The organism is Psychrobacter sp. ANT_WB68 (genome assembly GCF_008369115.1).
Lineage (GTDB): Bacteria > Pseudomonadota > Gammaproteobacteria > Pseudomonadales > Moraxellaceae > Psychrobacter.
Genome location: NZ_VOAZ01000004.1, coordinates 36,164 through 59,246, shown reverse-complemented (window position 1 = coordinate 59,246; position 23,083 = coordinate 36,164). Strand labels below are relative to the sequence as shown.

Below are 23,083 nucleotides of genomic sequence, written 5' to 3'. Positions count from 1 at the left end.
GATATTTAATGATATCTATTGTTTAAAAAGCATAAGAAATGAGTGGCAGGCGCAATTGTTTATCTATAAATGCTATACGCGTCCTGCTTGCTGTAAAGCGTTTTGCAAAACAACACGGTCGTCAAAGTCATAACGAACATGGTTAATTTCTTGATAGGTTTCATGACCCTTGCCAGCGATAACGACAATATCATCAGCCGCTGCTTGATTGACCGCATATTCGATGGCTGTTTGGCGCGCAGGTTCAATATGGGTGCGCTGATATTGCTCGCTTGTCATACCCGCTTGCATATCTTGCAAAATTGCATTGGGGTCTTCGGTACGTGGATTGTCTGCCGTCAATACGACTTTATCTGCACCCGCCAATCCCGCTTGCGCCATCAACGGGCGCTTACCCGCATCACGATCGCCACCACAGCCAAACACCGCCCAAAGCTGACCGTTACAATGGGTTTTTAGACTGGCAAGTACCTGACTGAGCGCATCAGGCGTATGGGCATAATCAACAATAAAACAGCCATTGATAGACGGCACACGTTGCATACGCCCTACGGCACCTTGTAGCTGCGGGACGACGGCTGCAATGCGCTCCAGACTCATCCCTAAGGCTACCGCTGCGGCAATCGCGGCGAGTAAATTGGCAACGTTAAAGCGCCCCAATAATGGGCTGACAATCGTTATGCTATGGTTTTTTTCATTGGTAAGATTGGTAAGCTCGGTACGCAGGCTAATCTCAACACCTTGTAAGCTTGGCGTGATGTCAGCGGCAACAAAAGTGGCGGCTTTCGCTGGATCTAAACTATAAGTCCATACTGTTAAATTGCTAGCGTACGCTGTGTCGAGCATCATCTGTGCATGCTCATCATCAATATTGACAATAGCGTGGGTCAAATCTGGAAAATGTGCTTTATCAAACAGCTTGGCTTTTGCCGCGGCATACTCTGCCATATCGGTATGATAATCCAGATGATCACGGCTTAAGTTGGTATAAATAGCCACTGATACAGGCATACCCTGCAAACGCTGCTGATCCAAACCGTGCGAACTGGCTTCCAATGCCAATAGTTCAGCATTCTCTGTACCCATTTGATATAAGAACTGCTGTACCGCTAAAGCATCACCAGTGGTATGACTGGCTTGCACTAGAGCGCCAAGTCTGCCATTACCCGCTGTACCCATTACTGCGCTGCTCATACCGGTCAGCTGCGTTAACTGCGCCACCAATTGGCTGATAGTGGTTTTGCCATTGGTGCCTGTCACCGCGACAACCTTTGGCAAGATCACAGCCTTCTGATATTGCAAACGCGCTTGAATCAAGTCGCCTAAAAAATCACGGATATTGGGCACATATAATACCGGGCAAGGCAAGGCATCTAATTGCTGCTGCGCCATAGCTTGAGCATTATCAATCAATTCAATGTTGGCATGCGGCGGTACATTAGCCGTAGTAAGCAAAGCGATGGGGTCAATTTCTGATAGGATAAAAGCCGCATGTTGAGCGGCTTGATAAAGATAGTCACGACTTTTTTGACAATTTGGCGTATGACTTTTTAATAACATAAAGACATCGTTAGCTGCTAACTGACGGCTGTCTAAGCAGAATTGATGAAATGGGATATTGGCAACCGAACTTTTTAGATTGGATAACTGACTGCTAGATGCTGCTAGCATCGTTGTCAATGCCTGCGCTAGACTATGTTTATCTTTGTGGTTTTGACTATGACTCTGCCTATCTTTATCGTTGCCACTAGCTTCAATCAGCTGTTGCAAGGTGACTGTGGTGCTGCTTGGCGACGAAATAGACGGGGTCATTGGCAATTCCTAAACGGTTAAAACACATCAAATAGTTAAGGGCTGAATATTTAAAAACTTACTTTTATGTCTACTGGTCTTCAGTTTTTAACGGCTTATCTAGTGGCACATTATACAAACGCAGCGCCTCCTTCATGACATTATGAAAGACAGGAGCCACTGTTAAGCCGGCATAAATCTGACCACGCGGGTCTTCGATGAGCATCACACCGACCAGCTTAGGATTGGACGCTGGCGCCATACCTGCAAAGACGTTGCGATACTGGTCGGTATAGTAGCCACCTTTAGGGTTAATACGGCGCGACGTTCCTGTTTTACCAGCGACGCGGTAACCATCAATTGCAGCACCCTTAGCCGTACCGCCAGGCTCAGTGACACTTTCCATCATCTGTACGATAGACATGGCTTGTTCATGTGCCATGATACGCTTGCTTGGCTGTGGCGGGCCATCTTTAATCAGGGTTAATGGATGCATCACGCCACCTGCTGCCAGCGCTGAATAGGCTTGCGCTACCTGCGCGAGTGTCACTTGCAGACCATAACCATAACTGACCGTCGCACGGCGTGAGGTTTCTTTCTCTTTTGGCGTCACCACCAGACCACTGCCTTCACCGGGGAATTGCAGCGGTGTTTTCGCACCAAAACCAAACTGCCTTTGCATATTGGTAATGGCATCAGGTGGTAAGGATAAAGCAATCTTAGTCGAGGCGACGTTACTAGATTTTTGCAGGAGTGTCGCCAAAGTAATCCGTCCCAGATTATTATGGTCACGGATGGTATAACCACGGACACGGATAGAACCAGGATTGGTATCGATTAGAGAAGTCGTCGTATATTTACCTGAATCTAAAGCGGCGGCAACGGTAAATGGTTTCATGACCGAACCGGGCTCAAAAACATCAAGCAGCGCACGGTTACGTTGGTTTTCACCTGTCATCTCATTGAGATTATTGGAGTTAAAGGATGGCCACGTCGAGAGTGCAAGCACTTGACCGGTTTGCACATCCACAATCATACCCGTTGACCAGCGCGCTTTTTGCAAGCGACCGGCCTTTTCTAACTCTTTATAAAGCAAGTACTGCAAACGTGAATCAATCGTTAACGCGACATCTTTACCGGGTACTTCTGGTTCAATCTGTTTGATTTCTTTAAGGCTATTTTGCTTGGCATCTTTAAGGACTAACACCTTACCATCATCGCCCGCCAGCTCTTTTTCATACTGACGTTCGATACCTGCACGCCCTTCATAGCCTCCTTCAGGGTCACTGGCATTTTGCCCCATAAAACCTAACAGCTGCGAATTTGGTTGCGGCTGTGGGTAATAGCGCTGGAAGAAGTTTTTCTCATAGACGCCCGGAAAATCAAGCGAGCTGACACTCTGAGCAATCTCAGGCGTGACTTTATTGAGTAGCGGCAGATAATGTGAGCCTGCGCCCGATGGCAACGCCGCTTTAACCGCTGCTTCATCGGTCACATCGATACTATCGTCGATAGCCGTGACTTTTTTTAGCTCAGTAACGGAGATATTGGCTGCTGCTGCAAGCGTGGTCAAATCCATATTATCCAAGCGCTTTTGCATACGCGCGACCAGCTTTGGACTATCGGGATTGGTCAAAATAATGCGTTTAAGCTCGTAATATTCGCGCGCATAATCATGCGGACTAAAGGAGACTGTCGCTAGTGGCGCACTGACCGCTAATGGCAAATCATTACGATCGGTAATCATGCCGCGATAAGATTTTTGCGTACGGACGCTGGTGATGAGCTCATTACCTTTGTCTTGGTAAAATTGAGCATTGGCCACTTGTAAATAATAAGCACGACCGATAAGGCCCACTAAAATCAGCAGTGCCAGTGCCCAAATCGTACGAAAGCGGTTTTTATCTTGCTCGACACCACCGCGAGAGGATGCACCAGACGCTTTACCCAAAAATGCTCTTTTGCTTTTTAGGTTTTTAACACTGGTATAAGCGCCCTGCTCTTCGTTCTTTTTGAGGCGACTAAACAGCTTGGCTTTACGGCCATCACTCGATTTATTATCAGGTTTGCTGCTTGTTTGCCCAGATTTGGCGGCACTGGCGCGGCGTAATGGCTTGGTGACTTTACCGCTGGCTGGTTTTTTACTGCTATTTTTAGCAGCAGCTTTACCACTGTTGGCATTGGCTTTTTTATCGCTCATCGTCCAGCCTCCGCTACATCAGCATCGTTTGTCGCACTGTCAGGCGTTACCTCGGGGGATAAGTCGGTGCTGGCGACGTTATTAACAGTATTTGAATTAACAACATCTGAGTCATTGGTTGCCACCGCATCTGACTCATCTGACTCAACTGGCGCTAGCGCGACCGCGGCGCCCGGTTGAATAATCAGCTTATCTTTAAGGGTTGGCGAAAACATACCCAGTTCGGCAACGGCACGACTGGCGATTTGCGGGGTCGCACTAAAGGTCTGCTGTTCGATGAGCAAACGCTGATGTTCTACTTGCAACTTACGCTCTTGTTTTTTCATGTCTTGCAAGGTTTTATAATCCTGATGATATTGCTGAACGCCTTCGGCAGTTTTAATACCGCTCCAGATGATGGCTGCCGCTAATAGTAGTAATATGGCCACATAAATACTGACCACATTAAATCGACGCACGAATAATTCGCCAACATCGGTATTAGGAGGCATTGCGGCGCGACGGTTTACAGGTTTGTCAGATATTGCCATGACGATCTCAAAAAGTGAACTTCAAAATATAAAAAGCGACAACCATTTATGAGTGATCACACTCTCATGAGCCATCAGCACCATCAATAAAAAAACGAGCAGAAACAAAACCAAGCAAAAAAGTAACTGCTGAGCCTAGCAGATAATGTTTACAGCTTTTTAACAGCCGCGTAAGTATTAAGACATTTCGCTATTTCTACTGATTGCGTATGCCTAATTCGTACGCGACTTAATAATTTGATTGAATCACTAAAATTCATCATCAAAAAACTGATTAACACTTACCTTTGCAAACCTACATGCAAGCCATAAATATTTGATTACTCATCGACCGGTACATAGTCAATATCGGTACGGGTGGCCATGCGCAACCACGCGCTACGTGAGCGTGGGTTTTGGCTGATTTCTGCCTTGCTAGGACCGACGCGTTTAGGCTTACTAAAGTAACGTGGGCGCTTCGGCGGCATCGGTAAGTTTTCATCTTCTGGATACTGCCCTTTACTATGACGCTGCAAAAACTGCTTGATGCGGCGATCTTCTAAGGAATGAAAACTAATGACTGCCAACTGCCCACCCGACTTTAAAATAGGAATACTTTGTTCTAAAAAGCTATCAACATCGCCAAGCTCATTATTGATAAAAATTCGCATGGCTTGAAAACTCTGGGTCGCCGGATGCTTGCCACGCTGCCAATTGGGATGGGCAACTTTTATCACCTCTGCCAGCTCAAGCGTAGAGGTATAACTGTCCATCTGCTTAATCGCACGCGCTATACGGCGGCTATGACGCTCTTCACCAAACTCATAGAGCACATTGGCCAAGGTTTCCTCAGCGACCGTCTCAAGCCACTCAGCGACCGACTGCCCACGACTGGTATCCATACGCATATCAACCGCGCCATCACGCATAAAACTAAAACCGCGACTACCGTCATCAATCTGTGGCGATGAAATACCCAAATCCGCCATCAGACCGTCAACTTTCGTGATACCCATTGCTGCTAAACTGTCGGTCAAGGTCGCAAAGCTGTCATGCACCACTTTTACGCGGCTATCGGTATTTGCCAATTCGCGAGCAACAGCAATCGCCGTCGGGTCTTTATCAAACACAATCAACGTTGCATCATCGGCAAGTTGGCTTAATAGCAAGCGACTATGGCCACCACGGCCAAAGGTTGCATCAACATAGATGCCACTTATTTTTAAGCTATTTTGGTCTGCACTGTCTGTTTGCTTAGGTAAAGATTTAACACCCAACACTGCAGCGACCGTTTCTTGTAACAGCACCGCATCATGGACAAAACTTAATTCATCAGCGGTGGTTTTATCTGTAACAGACTCTTGAGCAGGCTGCTTAGCAACATCGTTTTCGACAGTAGACGAATGAACTTCTGACTCAGCATTATCAATGACTGCAGAAGAGGTGGTTTTAGAGTTTTGCTTATTTTTTGGCTTATTATTCGATATGGACACAAACGACTCAGTAAATGACGGTCATTTTGACCGGTAATAGTAAAAAATCAGATGAAAATAAACAAGTTATGACTTACTTCACATTATTATCGCAAGGATACACTGGTAGTCAAGCGCTAGAGGGGCATTTCGTTAAAAATATCCCGTCTCTCTGTTATACTAGCGCTATATTTTACGCTATTTTTCACTATGGACGGTTATTGTTTCACCCGTATTTTTTACTAAAACCTTTGATTCATATTTGTCGTTACTATCTTTAACCGCTATTTTTTATTATCAGCTTTTACTGCCATATTCATTAACTACCACATTCTGAGATTCTTATGATGCAAACCTCTACTGCTAACAGCACCCGTCCTATCCGTACTCGTATTGCGCCATCGCCTACTGGCTTTCCGCATGTCGGCACCGCTTATATCGCGCTCTTTAATTTAGCCTTTGCTAAAGCCCATGGTGGCGAGTTTATTTTACGTATCGAAGATACCGACCAAACCCGCTCAACGGAGCAATCTGAAAAAATGATTTTGGATGCGCTGCGCTGGGTCGGTCTTGACTGGGCGGAAGGTCCAGATATCGGCGGTCCGCACGCACCTTATCGTCAGAGCGAGCGTAGTGAGATTTATAAAAAGCATGCTGAACAGCTTATTGAAAACGATCATGCCTTTCGGTGCTTTTGTAGCAGTGAAGAGCTGGATGCCATGCGCGCTGAGCAAATGGCCAATGGCGAAACCCCACGTTACGACGGTCGCTGTGCTCATTTAGCTGCAGAGAAAACCGAGCAATTGGTCAATGAGGGTAAACCGCACGTCATTCGTATGCGTGTGCCAACCGAAGGTGTCTGTCAGGTACAAGATATGCTACGTGGCACGGTTGAGATTCCTTGGACACAAGTGGATATGCAAGTGCTGCTAAAAACCGACGGTATGCCGACTTATCACTTAGCAAACGTCGTCGATGACCATTTGATGGACATCAGTCACGTATTGCGCGGTGAAGAATGGCTCAACTCTGCGCCGAAACATCAGCTGCTTTATGAATATTTTGGTTGGAAGATGCCAGTACTATGCCATATGCCATTACTGCGTAATCCAGATAAATCAAAACTGTCTAAGCGTAAAAACCCAACTTCTATCACCTACTATCGTGATGCCGGAGTGCTACCTGAAGCCCTGCTAAATTACCTCGGCCGTATGGGCTACTCTATGCCTGACGAAGCAGAGAAATTCACCTTAGAGGAAATGATTGCCAGCTTTGATATTCAGCGCGTGTCACTTGGCGGTCCTATTTTCGATATCGAAAAACTGAACTGGCTTAATGCAGAATGGCTACGCGCACTTACCCCTGAAGAACTCAAAAATAAAATCCTCGATTGGGCGAGTAACAGTGACAAATTAACCGCGATCGCAGCGGCGATTCAGCCACGTATCGAATTACTGTCTGATGCGGTTAATTGGGGTGGCTTTTATTTCCAAAACTTACCAGATATCAATGCTGAGAGCTTTACCCATAAGTCACTAACGGCTGAGCAAATCATAGAGATGCTACAACTGGCGCTTTGGCAGTTAGAAACCTTACCGACGTGGTCGGAAGAAAATATCTACGCCACCCTAAAAGGTCTTGCTGCCCATCTTGATATTAAAATGCGCGACTTTATGGCGCCTTTCTTTGTCGCCATTGCTGGTAGCACCTCATCGACGCCGGTCATGAACTCTATGGCGATTATCGGTGCCGATATGACGCTGATACGTTTGCGTCATGCCATTGATGTATTGGGCGGCTTGGGTAAAAAGAAACTTAAAAAAATAGAGAAACAAGCAGCGGAATTGCCAGACTTTTTGGCAGCGGAATAGTTGTTTGTTAATAACACTATTGATTCATAATATTATTAGTGAATAAAAAAGAGGGGTCAGGCTCATACTGACCCCTCTTTACGTTAATCTCAGCACTGGCATACGAATATTATTTATTTAAACTCTCAATTGGAAATAAAAATGAGCGCTAAAACCGTCACCATCGAAAGCAAAGATTATGTCTTTAACACGCTAAAAGAAGCGCAAAGATACTATGATGCCATCGTAAAAGAGCTATACAATGCCCAGCTAACCCTTACAACTGGTCAAGACTTTGAAGACCTAAAGTGGATATACACCACTTACTGCAATTACACCAAGCAGAATGTAGAACTATTAAAAGAATCTGACATCGTTGGCTTTAAAGGCATCAGCACAGTACAACAAAAGGGTGGGCAATATATCCCCACAGAATGTGCTGCAGTTATTTTTTCAGATGGTACAGAAGAAGAATTTTTTACTGATAAAGCCATTAAAGAGATCGCTAGTCAGCAAAACCCACGCTAATTTGGGCTTAATAAGTCGATAAAACACCATTAATCATATTTTTTCGCATATTTATCAATTATTTTGAAAATAGCAGTTGACAAGACTGCTGGTCTTACATAAAATACGCACACTCTTAGCGAGGGGCTATAGCTCAGTTGGTAGAGCACTTGCATGGCATGCAAGGGGTCAACGGTTCGACTCCGTTTAGCTCCACCATACTATTTATTGCAACGCTCAGTATTACTGAAAATTGATATAAATACTCGCTAGTAGGACGATATCAGCACCTAGGCACAGCTTGCTCTATTATCAATAGATAAGCTCTCTGATATTGTGAAGTACCGTTGTAACCACTGGTTATAACACTCTATGCGTCCCCATCGTCTAGAGGCCTAGGACACCGCCCTTTCACGGCGGTAACGGGGGTTCGAATCCCCCTGGGGACGCCACTATCCGGCGTCACTTATTAGCACTTTTGCTTAGCATCAGATTAGACTAATAAGCGAACAATAAAAAAGCCCAATCATCATATGGTGACTGGGCTTTTTTATGTCTGTCATTTCTTCAAATTGCTGTTAATCATTATTTAGATGCTTTAATGTGAGACGGGCTAGCTTTATTAAAAGCTCAGAGCACAGGGTGATTAAAAACTACTCAAGCTACTTCATTAGGTATTTTAATTCATCGTCGAGTATAGAGAGTATCTGCGTTTTATTTATGCCAAATATTTTACCAGTCTCGATTTCTTTTACATTGGCATTAGAAAGGTACTCAATTTGCCTATTGCTATATTAAGAACAACCTTTAGTGCTCACACTAACGACCATAACAAGAAACAAACTCTCTAATCGCCCAACCCCATTGTCTGTATTCTCCTTGATAGTACCCTTCTAGATACACCCACGGACGGTCTTTATTATCGTAAGTGGTTTCTGTGATATAAACTTCACGATCGTTGCGTAGTTTATTGATAATCTTACCATTCGGTTTATCACGAATATTTAATGGCGTGCCAGTAGGATCGGTTACTTTACAAACCTGCTCTGCATGCGCCGCCCCCATCCCAGCTGTGATAGTAAAAATAGATAGGGCGAATATACCAATCAATCGTTTCATCTCAACTTCCTTTTATCAATAAATACTTGATACGTTTTTGCTATCGTAGCAAAAACGCCTATGACCTATTATGCATTTTGTATAAAATATTTTGGTTTGATCAATTTCTTATAAAGAGTAAAGGTAAGTCATATCTAATGGTTTCTAATATTATTATTTGTGAGGTGAATTAAGAATTAAGCTATGATTAATGTCTCTTACTCTTATCATAAACGCTTTGATAGACATTTAGTAGGTTGCCTGTTGATTTATCATAATTGTTATTTACGGGTATGTGAGAAGGGTTAAAACAATTGAAATAAATGATACAGGAAATAATAATGAACGATGATACCAAGAAAAAATTTACTTTATTACTGGAAGAGTTAATTAACGCAACCTGCTCAGAATCTAGGCAAATAGAAATAAATATTGAACTAAATAAACTGTCTCCCGACCCTTTTTGGAGTGATTATATATTCTGGAGTGAGACGTATGTAAACGAAGACTTAAGTATAAATTATGAGGGATTTTTTGACAAAATTACTGAGTATCCAAATTCTAATGAGTATAAAACAAAGAGGCGCATTTTAGAGCTAGCACAAAAACTCGTTATTAGAGATTTTTCTGAAATTAGCGAAGTTGATATCGTAAATGAAATTAATTCACTATCTCCTGATATTAGCTGGACGAATTATCTTTTCGTCGATAAGACTTGCTTGAACACTGACGGCAGCATTGATAAAGAAAAATTCTTAAATACAATATTTAAGGAGAGCTGGAATGAGAACTTTAGATAACCAATGAAAATAAAATTTCAAATACTTGCTTTCTGTTTTCCCAGATAATAAAAAAGCCCAATCCCATACTTTAACTGGGACTGGGCTTTTTTTATTCTAAATATAACTAATCATTACGCAGCGTTTTTACTCTCAGCTGCCAATTGACGTAGTACATAGTGCAGTACACCGCCGTGACGCACGTATTCGCGCTCTTTTGGCGTCTGTAGCATGACGTTGACATCAAAGCTCTCAGACGAACCATCTGCACGTGTGGCCGTGACTTTTGCGGTCTTGCTCTCACCATTATCTAGACCTGTAATGCTAAGCACCTCAGAACCATCTAGATTATAAGTCGCAGCATTTTCGCCTGCTTTAAAGGTCAGTGGCAACACACCCATACCAACTAGGTTTGAGCGGTGAATACGCTCAAACGAGCTAGTCAATACCGCTTTTACCCCGAGTAAGATTGTCCCTTTAGCTGCCCAGTCACGACTAGAGCCAGAGCCATATTCTGCTCCACCAAGGACTACGAGCGGACGCTTGTCTTCTTTATACTTCATTGCCGCATCATAAATGGCCATTTCTTCGCCGTCTTGTAGCGTGGCGCTATCACCGTTGAAGTAATAGGTATAACCGCCCTCTTTGCCAGCCATCATGGTGTTTTTGATACGGATATTGGCAAAGGTACCGCGCGTCATGACCGCGTCATTACCACGGCGTGAGCCATAGCTGTTGAAGTCGGCTTGTAGCACGCCACGCTCTTGTAAGTATTTACCTGCTGGCGAGTCTGGATCGATATTACCAGCTGGTGAGATATGGTCAGTAGTGATTGAATCACCAAATAAACCCAAGATACGCGCGCCTTCGATATCAGGGATACCTTCTGGCTCCATGGTCATACCATCAAAGAATGGCGGATTTTTGATATAAGTAGACGCTTCGCTCCATGGATACAACTGGCTATCAGCTGAGCTAATGGCGTTCCATGCGGCACTACCGTCAAACACTTCACCGTAGTTTTTACGGAACATATCAGCGTCGATATTATTGGCAATCAGCTCATTAATCTCATCTGACGTCGGCCAGATGTCTTTTAGGAAGACATCATTACCGTCTAGGTCTTGTCCTAGCGGATGGGTGGTCAAGTCAATATCGACCGTACCTGCCAGCGCATAAGCAACCACTAACGGAGGCGATGCCAAGTAGCTTGCCTTAACATGCGAGTGAATGCGACCTTCAAAGTTACGGTTGCCTGATAGTACGGCAGCGGCAACCAAATCGCCTTCTTCGATAGCGCCTTCGATTGCCTCTAACAGCGGACCTGAGTTACCGATACAAGTGGTGCAGCCATAGCCAACTAAGTAAAAGCCCACTTTCTCGAGCTCATCCATCAATTTGGCTTTTTCAAGGTAATCAGTCACCACTTTAGAGCCTGGAGCAAGAGATGTCTTAACCCAAGGTTTAGCCGTTAGACCTTTTGCCGCGGCTTTTTTAGCCACTAAACCTGCGCCAATCATTACAGCGGGATTTGAAGTGTTGGTACAAGAAGTAATGGCCGCAATAACGACAGAGCCATCACGCAATTGATACTCTTCATCCTCAATTTTAACCGTGCAGTAAGTACTGCCCTCAGCACAGAAAGGCTTGGGTTTTGCCGCCAAATATTTGGCTTGCTCTTGCTTACCGCCTTCTTCATCAAAGCGAACCTTGGCTTCAATTTCCTTCTTACGGTCTTTGGTCATCACTTTCAGGGTTTCACCAAATTTTTCGTGCATATCAGACAGATTGATACGCTGTTGTGGCAAGTTTGGGCCAGCCAGTGCGGGTTGAACGGATGATAAGTCCAATTCCAACTTACTTGAATAAGTTGCTACTGGGGTATCAGCATCGTGCCATAGACCCTGCGCCTTAGCGTATTTCTCGACCAGCTCAATCTGGCTCTCTTCTCGACCTGACAGACGCAGATAATCAATCGCCATTTGATCAATCGGGAAAATACCGCAGGTTGCGCCATACTCGGGCGCCATATTGGCAATGGTGGCTCGATCAGCAAGCGGCATACTGTGTAGACCTTCGCCATAAAACTCGACGAACTTACCAACCACACCATGCGCACGCAACATTTCAACCACGCGTAATACCAAGTCTGTGGCGGTAACGCCTTCGGTGAGCTTACCCTTTAGCTCAAAACCAACGACTTGTGGAATCAGCATCGATGATGGTTGATTGAGCATCGCCGCTTCCGCTTCAATACCACCGACACCCCAACCAAGGACACCAATACCATTAATCATGGTGGTATGACTGTCAGTACCAAATACGGTGTCAGGATAAGCGGTCAGCTCGCCATCGACATCAGCCGCCATCACCACGCGCGCCAAGTATTCTAAGTTAACCTGATGCACAATACCGGTCGCTGGTGGAACAACAACGAAGTTTTTAAAGGCATTCTTACCCCAATGCAAAAACTCATAACGCTCATTGTTACGTTTAAATTCAATCTTTTCGTTTAAATCTAGTGCATCTTCGCGACCATAGGCGTCAACTTGCACAGAATGGTCAACGACCAATTCACTCGGGATAAAGGGATTGATTTGATCCGCTTTGCCGCCAAGCTTCACCACCGCATCACGCATGGCTGCTAAGTCGACCACTGACGGCACGCCAGTAAAATCTTGCAAGACGACGCGGGCGGGCATAAAGGCAATTTCTTTTGACGCTTCTGCCCCCGCGTCCCAATTGGCAACCGCCTCAATATGCTTTTTGCCGACAGATTGACCGTCGTCTTCATTACGTAATAGGTTTTCTAAGACGATTTTCATGCAAAATGGCAGTTTGCTGATGTGCTCGAAAGTTTCAGTCAGCTTCGGTAAACTGTAATAGGCATGTTCCTTGCCCGCGACCGAAATGGTGTCTTTTACATTAAAAATATCACTCATGGTAGCTTCCTTATCGTTGTTATATATCCTTGACATAAATCGTTATGAGTTTATGCAGATAATTGGTGGCTAAATAGCTGGTACTTAAATTTTTATTAAATGAATGTCATTACGTTTAATGGCTAGAGCTTAGTAGCTGATAATAGTAGCTAATAGAAATAGCCAGCTGTGTTGTTATATTAGTAAGAGCGGCATTAACAAAAGATATAAGCATCTCTCTAGCGTTTAACAGTAACGCCCTTTTACCATAACAAATAACCCGTGCTTTGTTAACGTCTAGACGTAGTCAAATCGTGGCACAATCGTAAACGTAACAATGCTTTAGCACTCGATTATCAAGGTATTTACTTGTCTTTTACTTTTGACGGCGACGACCGCTCCGAAAGACTTGGCAATCCTCATAAAAGCTAGGATTGGCATTCTCCGCCCAAAAGTGTGGCACACCCAAAATAGGTAATGGAGACAGTTTGCGCGGTGTTACATCTGGCTGTGATAATAGAGCGTCCATATAGTCAGTTACTTTCTGATCCAAGTGACCGATACGCTCAGATAACGATAAGGTAAAAAAGTCTTGCGCGACATGAATAACAATACTATGAGCGCATAATGCTTTGCGCGGTTGTAGTAGCTTTTCTAACAGTGCATGACCAAAAATATAAACCGCCGCTTGAGACTGGTTATTCGATTGCTTGGATTTATCCCATTTGTCACGCGGTGCAACCAAACTTCCCTGCCAATCAAAATTAATCAGCGCTTCACCAATACTAGACTCAGCTGTCACCAATATTGCGCCATTTTCATCAAACACCGTAATAGTATCGCGAACGCGTCCTCGACTGCTCCCAATACCTTGCTGCTCAATTTCAAGCATATGATAGTAATTGAGCAGCGCTTTAGTTTTGGGAAAGGTTAGCCAAATACTGCCGTTAAATAAATCATGCAAATTATCACGCGTCGGAATATTACCGGTCGTACCGATAAAGCTCTCGTACGCCTCGCCTTCTGGTAGCGCATCTTGTGAGACAAATCGTAAGGTTTTAGCTTGATTATTGAGCGCAGGTTTTGTTTGCGGTAGTGACTGTTGTAGGTCGTTAGCCTGTTGCTGCAATGCTGTATTTAAAACCTTGGCGATAATATCAGGCGTATGTTCTATTTTGTCTGTCTGAGCAGGCTCATTATTTAAGCCACTTAATTGAATGATGATTTTACTAATATAGCCTAACTGGTTTAAGTGACAGAGCCACGGTGCTTGCCAATCAATAGCAGCAAAGCTGTCGTCAAGCGTACTATTACATGCAGATGGGTTATTGGTAGAAGCATCAAAAGATGCAGTTTGATAATGCTTAGCAGGTAGATCAGTGGTGGTCATATTGACTATCTCTATTAGACGACTGGCGTGTCTATGGTATCATGGAGCGCTTTTTTACAGCTAGACGAGCCGCTCGAAATGACGTTTTCGCGCGCTATTTATTGATGAGTTTTTATGGCTAATTTTAACACCCACTTAAATGTCGCATTCATGGTCAGTGGTACGATGAGTTTGACTGTTTACAAAGCGGGATTGATTGATGATTCCGGGTTTTTAATGTGCGTGGCGCTTGGTACAATTGGGGGATTATTACCTGATTTGGATTCTGATAACTCAACGCCGATTAAGCTTGGGTTTAACATTACCTCATTTATTTTTGCCTTTGGTCTCGTGATGCATTGGCGTAGTGAGCTGAGTTTGCTGGCACTGATAGCGTTATGGCTAGCAGGATACGGCTTTATGCGTTATGTCGTATTCTCTATTTTTACCAACATGACCGTCCATCGCGGTGTCATTCATTCTGTACCCTATATGGCGATACTGGGGCTTGGAATGACCTATTTAAGCTATGATATTTTAAACTTACCGTTAACGGTTAGCTGGTTCTACGGCTTGTTTTTATTCGGCGGCGCGATGGTGCATTTGGCATTGGATGAGTTATATAGCGTCAACTTGATGGGCATGAAAATGAAGCGCTCATCGGGTACCGCCATGAAGTTCTATCAACATAAAGACAAATGGTGGTATCTGCTACTGTACGTCATCCTTGTACTCTTGGTATATTTTGCGCCACCGTTTGATGGGTTTTGGGAGCAGCTGAGTGACCCAGCGCCTTGGGCTCAGCTAAAAATCGGGCTGTGGCCAGAAATGATCAAAAATTGGCTGCAATAAAATTTGTAACGCTACTAAAAAACAAATAATAACTTGAGTAAATAATGTCGATTTCCATACAAACCTGCCCTTGCCAGATTAACCCGTCATCAGATGATATAGGCTCACCACTACTTTATAAGGAGTGCTGCCAGCCTTACCATAACGGGCTTTTTGATAAAGACTTTGATAAGTTAGACGGCATAAAAGCGGACACTGCTGAACGTCTTATGCGGTCGCGCTATAGCGCCTTTGTCTTGGTCAAGCCAGAGTACATCGTCAAAACTACACTGCCGGCGCAGCAAAACTTGCTAGACATAAAGGCTATTAAGAGTTGGGCAAAAGAGACAGATTGGGCGGGACTCCAAATCGTCACGCATATGCCAAAGCTAGGTAAACGCCATGCGCAAGTTGAATTTAAGGCTTACTTCAAGACGCCTGAAGGATTACAGGCGCATCATGAATTATCTGCTTTTGTAAAAACAAAAAACAAAGCTGATAATGATGCGAGTTGGTACTTTTTAGATCCGACCGTTTCTATGTCTGTCACACAGAAACAGCCGTGTATTTGTGGTTCGGGTGAGAAGTTTAAGCGCTGTTGTGGTGCTTATATCTAACTGATATTTAACCAATATTAACTATTTTCCAACTCTAAACACTCGCTCCAACAGCTCTTGCTACCGCGATGCCTTCTTCAATGGTCAAAAACTTGCGCTGGCTTGGGCTGTCTTTATAAATGACATCGCCATCTTGGAATATCAAGCATTCATTGACGGCTAACTGTTGCCATTTTTCATTTTCAGTGAGTGGCACAGTCACTAGAATCGTAACTTTATCGGTGTCTGTGGTCACATCGCTAAAGTTAATGGCTAAATCATCATCTGCTAATTTCGCTTCACCAAACGGCGCTTTACGCGTGAGATAAAACAGTAAGCTACCAGCATAAGCCAATTGCCATTGACCATTTGATATTAAGCAATTAAACAATCCATTAGCGGATAAATAACGACATTGAGTAGTCAAAAAATTGAACAGTGTTTGGTCATCGGGGCGAGTTTTGAAGCTGCTTTTCAGGCGATTAACGAGGTAGCAAAACGCCATTTCAGAATCGGTTGAACCGACTGGCTGACAATGTGAGGCATTACCATTGTCTTGCAGGCGCTGACAGCGTTTAATAAATTCGCTATTCATCTGCCCGTTATGGGCAAATACCCATTGTTCGCCCCACACTTCACGGACAAAAGGATGGGTATTCGCCAAACAATTCTGACCTTGAGTCGCTTTACGAATATGAGCAATGACGTTCATCGCTTTAATGGGATAATTATTTACCAAATCGGCAACAGGCGATAAATGGCTTGGTTTATTGTCATGAAACAGACGTAGGCCAGTCGAAGCATTACCCGAATCGCATTCGCTACGCTCAAAGAACGCTATACCAAAGCCATCTTCATGGCTGTCGGTCATGCCGCCGCGACGCCGAAACCCTGCAAAGCTAAAACCAATATCGGTTGGGGTATTACAGTTCATACCTAAAAGTTGACACATTTATTGATTACCGCCGTTATTGTCGTCTGGTTCAGGATTTAAATCGCTGCTTGAGACAGTTTCTGTTGATTCATCAAATATCTCATAAGGCGTGTCTGCATCGGTATCAATACTATCCAAAATACGTTTGGCATGTGCCACATCGGTATCTTGTACCCATAGCACAATACCTGAATTCATACCGGGCATCGCACTTAGCGGTTGTAAAGAAACGGTAATGCCATTATTACGCAGCAGATTGGCATGCAGCTCGCCTTGGATATTAGTATCGTAACGTGCCAGTTTGTGCCAGTTATCAACTTGATCGGTCATAGAATCCGCCTTTATGGTTTTGATAGAAGAATGGTCGAACAAAAACGATTTATGCTAATTGATCGAGCGTATATTTTTTAATGGCTAAATAACGACTCTTACTTAACTTATCACGTGCTTGCTCAGCTTGGGTGATATTGCTAAAAATACCGATTATCTGAGTATCTTTTTGAGCTGCTGATTGATTATCTAACAATACAAACACCGTATTTTGTGCTTTTTCGACATGCGACCAATGATAAGCAGCTAAACGCTTCATGAGGTCAGGATTTTTAACCATGATATTGTCGCCGGTACGTCCTTCGGTACGGTTATAATGAATAACGTTTAAACGTAGCAGCCAAAAGATAACCGCCGCTTTTGCCAACATTACCGGTAAGGCACATTTTTCATCGTCGCCAAGTGGGCGTTTCGACTCATAGCCTTGTAAAAAGGCCGCCATTTTACTGCGGTCAAAACGAACACTTTCACCGTGCTCTGCATCGCCCCACGTGGTACAAAAGTCATTAATAGTAATGGCAATATCCATCACATAATGCTCGACGCTGACTTCAGTAAAGTCCAACAGCCCCGTTAAGCGCTCTTCCCCTTTTTGTAGATTCCATAGCGTATTGTCGGCAAACATATCTAAATGACATAAGCCTTTTGGCAAAGTAGCAAGCGGCAAATCTTCATAAGACTGCCAAATATCGCTCATCAGCTTGGCCTCATCACCAGGCATAAACAGCCTTTCACGATCGCGCACATCGCTCCATGGGTATAAAGGGACGCCATATTGCTCACTTGGTTGCAGCGCTTGCAACGTTTCATGCAGCATCGCTAAAGCGGCGCCAATTTCGTGGCACATGGCCTGCGTGATTTGCTGTGGATGCGCGCCTGCCAAGCAAGGCACTAACGTAATCGCTTTATTGTCATAATGGATAACATAGCGCTTTGCATTGTCGTTAACATCATTATTATTAGCGTCGCTTTTCGAAGCAACAGAATCGATAATGGCTAATGGCGCGGCAACCGGTAACTTACCGTCTAATTGATTTAAAATAACCGCCATTTTTTCGATGTCTTCTGGTGGACGCTCTTCAAATAGCGTAAATACATAAGAGTGTGCGCCATCCACATCGTCAGTCGTCTGAATAAACCAGTTAGAGTTTTTGATACCTTGGGTAATCGGAATGGCACGTGCAAATGACACGCCAAAACGTTGGCAAAAAGCGGCAAACTGGTCATCGGTTAACTGGGTATAGACGGACATGACATCTCACTTATGGCAATTAAAAAAAGGTAGATAGGATAAATATCGACGGTGATGGCAATGATTGCACCGCTTATAGATAAACTTTGCTTAAAAGCACATTAATCTTGCGAAAACCTGCCTGAGATGGCGATGATTTTGCTAGACTAGCGCTTATAGAATGAATTGATTATAAGGCGAAAGTCCCTATGTTAGCAAAGCGTATCATTCCTTGTTTGGACGTTGATAATGGCCGTGTGGTCAAAGGCGTACAATTTGTCGATATTAAAGACGCAGGCGATCCTGTCGAAGTAGCAAAACGCTACAATGAACAGGGCGCTGATGAGATTACTTTTTTGGACATTACGGCAACCAATGACGAGCGTGATACGACGTATCATACGGTTGAGCGCATGGCAGAAACGGTATTTGTGCCGTTAACCGTCGGCGGCGGTGTGCGTAAGATTGCCGATATTCGTAATTTGCTCAATGCGGGCGCCGATAAAGTGGCGATTAACTCAGCAGCGGTATTTACTCCTGAGTTCGTTGGTGAAGCGGCGCAAAAATTTGGTAATCAATGTATTGTGGTTGCTATCGATGCCAAGCGCGTCGCTAATATTGAGGTTGATGGCATCATCATGCCGCGTTGGGAAATATTTACTCACGGTGGTCGTAAGCCAACGGGTATTGATGCGCTCGCTTGGGCAAGCAAAATGGCTGAGCTTGGTGCTGGTGAGTTATTGGTGACCTCGATGGATGGTGATGGTACCAAAAAAGGCTATGATTTGGCACTCATGAAGCAAATTACCAGTCGTGTGAATGTACCTGTGATCGCTTCAGGTGGCGTCGGTAATTTACAACATTTAGCCGAAGGGGTATTAGAAGGCGGCGTCGATGCCGTTCTTGCTGCCAGTATTTTTCACTTTGGTGAGTATACTATTCAGGAAGCCAAAGAATATATGGCAGCGCAAGGCATACAAATGCGTTTGTAAGACGTTGGTAAAATACAAATATAGCCGCAAAAAATGTTATCATAGCGCTAACTACTTATTATCATTTGGTTTTCGTTCATTTAACTGCTTATTTATCTGATAACTAGCCAGTTAAATAAGCTATTTGAACCTAGCAATATATTTAGATTCCTAATACTTAGATTCTTATACTTCTATTAATAGCCTATTCGGCAAAGGATTTTTTATGTCAAATTTACAACAGCAGCGTAATGACGTGACCCATATCGATGGTAATTTACATCAAAATGAAGACGTGCGTATCGGTATCGTCGTCGGTCGTTTTAACGGTTTTGTCGTTGAGTCATTGGTTGATGGTGCGATTGATGCGCTGCTGCGTCATGGCGTCTTAGGTAGCAACATCACCGTGATTCGTGTACCCGGTGCGTTTGAGTTGCCATTGGTTGCCCAACGCGCTGCTGAATCTGACCGCTTTGACGCTATTGTTGCCTTAGGCGCGATTATCCGTGGTAGCACGCCGCATTTTGACTTTGTCGCCAGCGAATCAGCAAAAGGCTTAAGCAGTGTGGCCATGGATTATAATATTCCAGTAGCGAATGGCGTATTGACCACTGACAGCATCGAGCAAGCGATTGAACGTGCTGGTACCAAAGCCGGTAACAAAGGCTCAGAAGCGGCTATGGTTGTACTAGAAATGCTTGCGGTACTATCACAGTTAGATATCGATGATGCTAGTGATGACGCTTAATTGCACTCATTACTAATGCACAGGTGAGTATTATTTTTATTGTTTGAAACGGGGCTATGGTTATAACGATAGCCCTCCGTACTTGATATTAGTATTTAACATTAGTATCGAACAACCATCTCCAAAACTGACTGGCAACATTTGCCAGCCGACTACTATTTAACATCTTATTTTTAAACTTATTATCTTAAAACCTAGGTACAAACCCCTTATGACTGACCAACTCAAGCGCGCTATTAGCGCTGCGCAAGCCGCACAACTCACTGATGGGCAAGCTGAAGCGACGCGTATCGCAAGCAGTAGTGCGGGCGATCAAACCTTCGATATGAGTGAAACCACTTATAAGACCAGCCACACCGCTGTCCGTAAGGCTCGTCGCTTCGCCATGCAAGGTCTATATGAATGGCTGGTCACTGACCGTCGTTTTGATATCGATGGCAAACTTGGCTGGAAGGCCAATGCCCCACATGATATCGCTGCCCGTACACGTGCGACCAATGCCATGCATACCGTACATATCGGCTATTATCATGAAATGATGCGCGATATCCCAGAACAGATTGACGCCCTAGATGCGTTAATTAGCCAGTACCTAGATCGTGAAATCAATAAGCTTGATACCGTAGAGCACGCCATCCTTTTAATTGGTACTTATGAGCTACAAAACCGCTTAGAGATTCCGTATAAAGTCGTGCTTGATGAGGCAATGAAGCTGAACAATCATTTTGGTGCCACGGATGCGCATAAATTGATTAATGCGGTACTGGATAGAATGGCAGTTGAGCTGCGTGCGCTTGAAGTAGAGTCGGATAGCAAAGCTAATCTGCGTACCTCACAAAAAGCGGCGGCTAAGCCTGCAGTCAAAACTGATGACAGTGCAAACAGCAGTATCAACATCGATACGAATACCGTTGTAGAAGAAGCAACGGCGTCAAACAAGCCACGTATCAGTGCCAATAATGCCAGTGTTAAACGCAATAGCGCCAGTAAAGCATTAGCAAATATCATTGATTATAAGATAAGTAAGCAAAATGAAGCGGCAAAAGATGTGGTTGTTGCCGACACTATCGTTGATGAAAAACCTGTCGAAAAAAGTAGTGCTGATAACAATGCTATTAGCGAAGGCGGCAATGTAGATGCTAATGAGGACAATGCTGAGAATAATAGCGCAGCAGATGCTGGACTACACGACTCTAATATCGTCAACGCCGACTCAGATGAAGCTACCTCAGATATCAGCTTGTTAGATAATACTGAGTTAGACAATACTACATCAGACGACACTGCGTCAGATGTTACTGATACAAAAAGCAAAGACTAATCATGAACGAATTTGAGCTGATCGAGCGCATATTTTCCCAAATGCAAGCCGCGCAATCATTGTCCAACGATGTCGAAAAAGGCATTGGTGATGATGCAGCGGTGATAAGCTTGCCGGCAGGCGCGCGTTTGGTCAGCTGCATTGATACCCTCGTTCAAGGTCGACACTTTAGCGCCGATTGGGAACAAGTAAATAAGCTGGCATTTACCATCGGTTATAAAGCGGTGGCGGTGAATGTCTCAGATATTTCCGCAATGGGCGCGACCCCGCATAGTATTTTATTGGCATTAGCCTTACCTGAGCGTTTGGCAAATGAGCCATGGCTGACCGAATTTGCCAAAGGTTTATTTCATGCCTGCCAGCTATTTGGTGTGACGCTTATTGGTGGTGATACCACGCGCAGTGATAACTTAATACTGAGTGTCAGCGCGCAAGGATTACTGGATGCCAACACACCAGCTGTTTACCGCTCAGGTGCGCAAGTCGGTGATAAAGTCTATGTCTCAGGTACATTGGGTGATGCCGCTTATGCATTACAGCACCCTGATAATACCATCGGTATTGAGCTTGCGCATCGTCTACATATGCCAACGCCGCGTATTCAATTAGGTGCAGCACTTGCCAAACTTGGTGCGACTGCGATGATAGATATCTCTGACGGTCTTTATCAAGACCTTGGACATATCTGCGAACAAAGCGCTGTTGGCATGCGTATTCATCTCGATCAGCTACCTACCAGCAAAGCATTGGCAAACGCTGAGTTAACTGAGCGCTTATTGTATCAGCTGGCTGGCGGTGACGACTATGAGCTGGCTTTTACCTTGCCTTCCCATATCGAGCCACCTATTAATAATAGCGCCAACATACCTGTCACCTGTATCGGCGAAGTGATAGCCGTGGCAAACAGGACTGATGCTGCTACGAATTTACGTCCTGATATTTTTTATCAAGGACAGCCAGTTACACCCACTCATCCCGCCCCCTTTCCTACTTGGCCCAATCTGACGGGTTACCAACATTTTGCAGGTTAAGCCATGATTGATCACAACCTATCTAAACCTGATATCCGTAAAGCCAATGACTGCCCACCTTTACCCAACAATGCGAGTCTGCCTGATCGTTTGGTTTATTGGCTTGGTATTGGTCTAGGAAGTGGTCTGCCCCGCCGTGCACCCGGCACTTGGGGCACGGTTGGAAGTTTAATCGTTGCAATACCATTATTAAGTTTAGGTTTCGTGCCGTTTTTGACTATTACCATTTTAGCTTGTTTGCTTGGTAATTCGATATGCGGTCGTACCTCAGAGCTGATGGGCGGTCATGATAACCCGCACATTGTTTGGGATGAATGGGCAGGCATGTGGATTACCTTATTGCCGTTGTCTTATATGGGCGTTGCTAATGGTAATTTTTGGCACAATATCTCGCAACCTTTTTCTATCGCTGCTCTGATTATCGCTTTTATACTCTTTCGCTTTTTTGACATTATTAAACCGCCACCGATTAGTTGGGCGGACAAAAAAGTCGCTGGCGGTCTAGGTATTATGCTGGATGACATTATCGCAGGTATTATGGCAGCAGCCGTTTGGGTCGCTATTTATACCACTATCCTTTAACTGGCGAATTAG

The 23,083-nt window shown here is 44.3% G+C and carries 20 protein-coding genes and 2 tRNA genes; 12 read left to right on the top strand and 10 right to left on the bottom strand.

The window, feature by feature from the left end:
* Window positions 1-72: 72 nt before the first annotated feature.
* From FQ084_RS11385 to rsmH, 4 genes are all read right to left on the bottom strand, one after another.
* Entirely contained in the window at window positions 73-1,812 is a 1,740-nt protein-coding gene (locus tag FQ084_RS11385) for a UDP-N-acetylmuramoyl-L-alanyl-D-glutamate--2,6-diaminopimelate ligase (RefSeq protein ID WP_149490760.1), read from the bottom strand.
* Window positions 1,813-1,882: 70 nt separating this feature from the next.
* Window positions 1,883-3,991 (bottom strand): peptidoglycan D,D-transpeptidase FtsI family protein, encoded by a 2,109-nt coding sequence (locus FQ084_RS11380; protein WP_149490759.1) that lies wholly within the window; start codon window positions 3,989-3,991, stop codon window positions 1,883-1,885.
* Window positions 3,988-4,521, bottom strand: coding sequence for a cell division protein FtsL (locus FQ084_RS11375; RefSeq protein ID WP_149490758.1), 534 nt, complete (start codon window positions 4,519-4,521; stop codon window positions 3,988-3,990). Before FQ084_RS11375 ends, FQ084_RS11380 begins: the two co-directional genes overlap by 4 nt.
* Window positions 4,522-4,841: 320 nt before the next feature.
* A complete protein-coding gene (gene rsmH / locus FQ084_RS11370) occupies window positions 4,842-5,993 on the bottom strand; it encodes a 16S rRNA (cytosine(1402)-N(4))-methyltransferase RsmH (RefSeq protein WP_262880757.1) in 1,152 nt (383 codons plus the stop codon).
* Between the two features lie 323 nt (window positions 5,994-6,316).
* Between rsmH and gltX the strand changes: the two genes are divergently transcribed.
* The 4 genes from gltX (at window position 6,317) to FQ084_RS11350 (ending at window position 8,781) form a co-directional block, all read left to right on the top strand.
* Window positions 6,317-7,843 carry a glutamate--tRNA ligase gene (gene gltX / locus FQ084_RS11365; RefSeq protein ID WP_149490757.1) on the top strand — a complete coding sequence of 509 codons (1,527 nt, stop codon included), beginning with the start codon at window positions 6,317-6,319 and terminating at the stop codon, window positions 7,841-7,843.
* Window positions 7,844-7,984: 141 nt separating this feature from the next.
* Window positions 7,985-8,350: a hypothetical protein gene (locus FQ084_RS11360; protein WP_149490756.1), complete on the top strand. Its 366-nt coding sequence runs from the start codon at window positions 7,985-7,987 to the stop codon at window positions 8,348-8,350.
* A gap of 122 nt (window positions 8,351-8,472) precedes the next feature.
* A tRNA-Ala gene (locus tag FQ084_RS11355) sits at window positions 8,473-8,548 on the top strand.
* A gap of 157 nt (window positions 8,549-8,705) precedes the next feature.
* Window positions 8,706-8,781: transfer RNA gene (locus FQ084_RS11350), tRNA-Glu, on the top strand.
* Window positions 8,782-9,148: 367 nt separating this feature from the next.
* Here FQ084_RS11350 and FQ084_RS11345 read toward each other — a convergent pair.
* Complete coding sequence (locus tag FQ084_RS11345) at window positions 9,149-9,448, bottom strand: hypothetical protein (RefSeq protein ID WP_223144874.1); 300 nt, start codon at window positions 9,446-9,448, stop codon at window positions 9,149-9,151.
* Window positions 9,449-9,768: 320 nt separating this feature from the next.
* Between FQ084_RS11345 and FQ084_RS11340 the strand changes: the two genes are divergently transcribed.
* Window positions 9,769-10,227, top strand: coding sequence for a hypothetical protein (locus FQ084_RS11340; RefSeq protein WP_149490755.1), 459 nt, complete (start codon window positions 9,769-9,771; stop codon window positions 10,225-10,227).
* A 113-nt stretch (window positions 10,228-10,340) separates the two neighbouring features.
* Here FQ084_RS11340 and acnA read toward each other — a convergent pair whose 3' ends face one another.
* Window positions 10,341-13,148 carry an aconitate hydratase AcnA gene (gene acnA / locus FQ084_RS11335; protein WP_149490754.1) on the bottom strand — a complete coding sequence of 936 codons (2,808 nt, stop codon included), beginning with the start codon at window positions 13,146-13,148 and terminating at the stop codon, window positions 10,341-10,343.
* 355 nt (window positions 13,149-13,503) lie between these two features.
* Entirely contained in the window at window positions 13,504-14,517 is a 1,014-nt protein-coding gene (locus FQ084_RS11330) for a DUF3025 domain-containing protein (RefSeq protein ID WP_149490753.1), read from the bottom strand.
* A gap of 114 nt (window positions 14,518-14,631) precedes the next feature.
* Between FQ084_RS11330 and FQ084_RS11325 the strand changes: the two genes are divergently transcribed.
* On the top strand, window positions 14,632-15,348 hold the full coding sequence (locus FQ084_RS11325; RefSeq protein WP_149490752.1) for a metal-dependent hydrolase: 717 nt from the start codon (window positions 14,632-14,634) through the stop codon (window positions 15,346-15,348).
* 44 nt (window positions 15,349-15,392) lie between these two features.
* A complete protein-coding gene (locus FQ084_RS11320; RefSeq protein ID WP_149490751.1) occupies window positions 15,393-15,944 on the top strand; it encodes a YchJ family protein in 552 nt (183 codons plus the stop codon).
* A 34-nt stretch (window positions 15,945-15,978) separates the two neighbouring features.
* Here FQ084_RS11320 and FQ084_RS11315 read toward each other — a convergent pair whose 3' ends face one another.
* From FQ084_RS11315 to FQ084_RS11305, 3 genes are read right to left on the bottom strand one after another with little or no spacing between them, the layout of a single operon-like run.
* Window positions 15,979-16,875: a class II glutamine amidotransferase gene (locus FQ084_RS11315; RefSeq protein WP_149490750.1), complete on the bottom strand. Its 897-nt coding sequence runs from the start codon at window positions 16,873-16,875 to the stop codon at window positions 15,979-15,981.
* The gene (locus FQ084_RS11310) at window positions 16,876-17,187 is read right to left on the bottom strand and encodes a putative signal transducing protein (RefSeq protein ID WP_262880755.1); all 312 of its coding nucleotides are present in this window, start codon (window positions 17,185-17,187) and stop codon (window positions 16,876-16,878) included.
* Between the two features lie 49 nt (window positions 17,188-17,236).
* On the bottom strand, window positions 17,237-18,439 hold the full coding sequence (locus tag FQ084_RS11305; RefSeq protein WP_149490749.1) for a homoserine kinase: 1,203 nt from the start codon (window positions 18,437-18,439) through the stop codon (window positions 17,237-17,239).
* A 188-nt stretch (window positions 18,440-18,627) separates the two neighbouring features.
* Here FQ084_RS11305 and hisF point away from each other — a divergent pair, with 188 nt between their 5' ends.
* From hisF to FQ084_RS11280, 5 genes are all read left to right on the top strand, one after another.
* On the top strand, window positions 18,628-19,410 hold the full coding sequence (gene hisF / locus FQ084_RS11300; RefSeq protein ID WP_149490748.1) for an imidazole glycerol phosphate synthase subunit HisF: 783 nt from the start codon (window positions 18,628-18,630) through the stop codon (window positions 19,408-19,410).
* Between the two features lie 205 nt (window positions 19,411-19,615).
* Entirely contained in the window at window positions 19,616-20,137 is a 522-nt protein-coding gene (gene ribE / locus FQ084_RS11295; RefSeq protein WP_149490747.1) for a 6,7-dimethyl-8-ribityllumazine synthase, read from the top strand.
* A 211-nt stretch (window positions 20,138-20,348) separates the two neighbouring features.
* Complete coding sequence (gene nusB, locus FQ084_RS11290; RefSeq protein ID WP_149490746.1) at window positions 20,349-21,458, top strand: transcription antitermination factor NusB; 1,110 nt, start codon at window positions 20,349-20,351, stop codon at window positions 21,456-21,458.
* A 2-nt stretch (window positions 21,459-21,460) separates the two neighbouring features.
* On the top strand, window positions 21,461-22,489 hold the full coding sequence (gene thiL / locus FQ084_RS11285) for a thiamine-phosphate kinase (protein ID WP_149490745.1): 1,029 nt from the start codon (window positions 21,461-21,463) through the stop codon (window positions 22,487-22,489).
* A gap of 3 nt (window positions 22,490-22,492) precedes the next feature.
* Entirely contained in the window at window positions 22,493-23,071 is a 579-nt protein-coding gene (locus FQ084_RS11280; protein ID WP_149490744.1) for a phosphatidylglycerophosphatase A, read from the top strand.
* The last annotated feature ends 12 nt before the right edge of the window (window positions 23,072-23,083 follow it).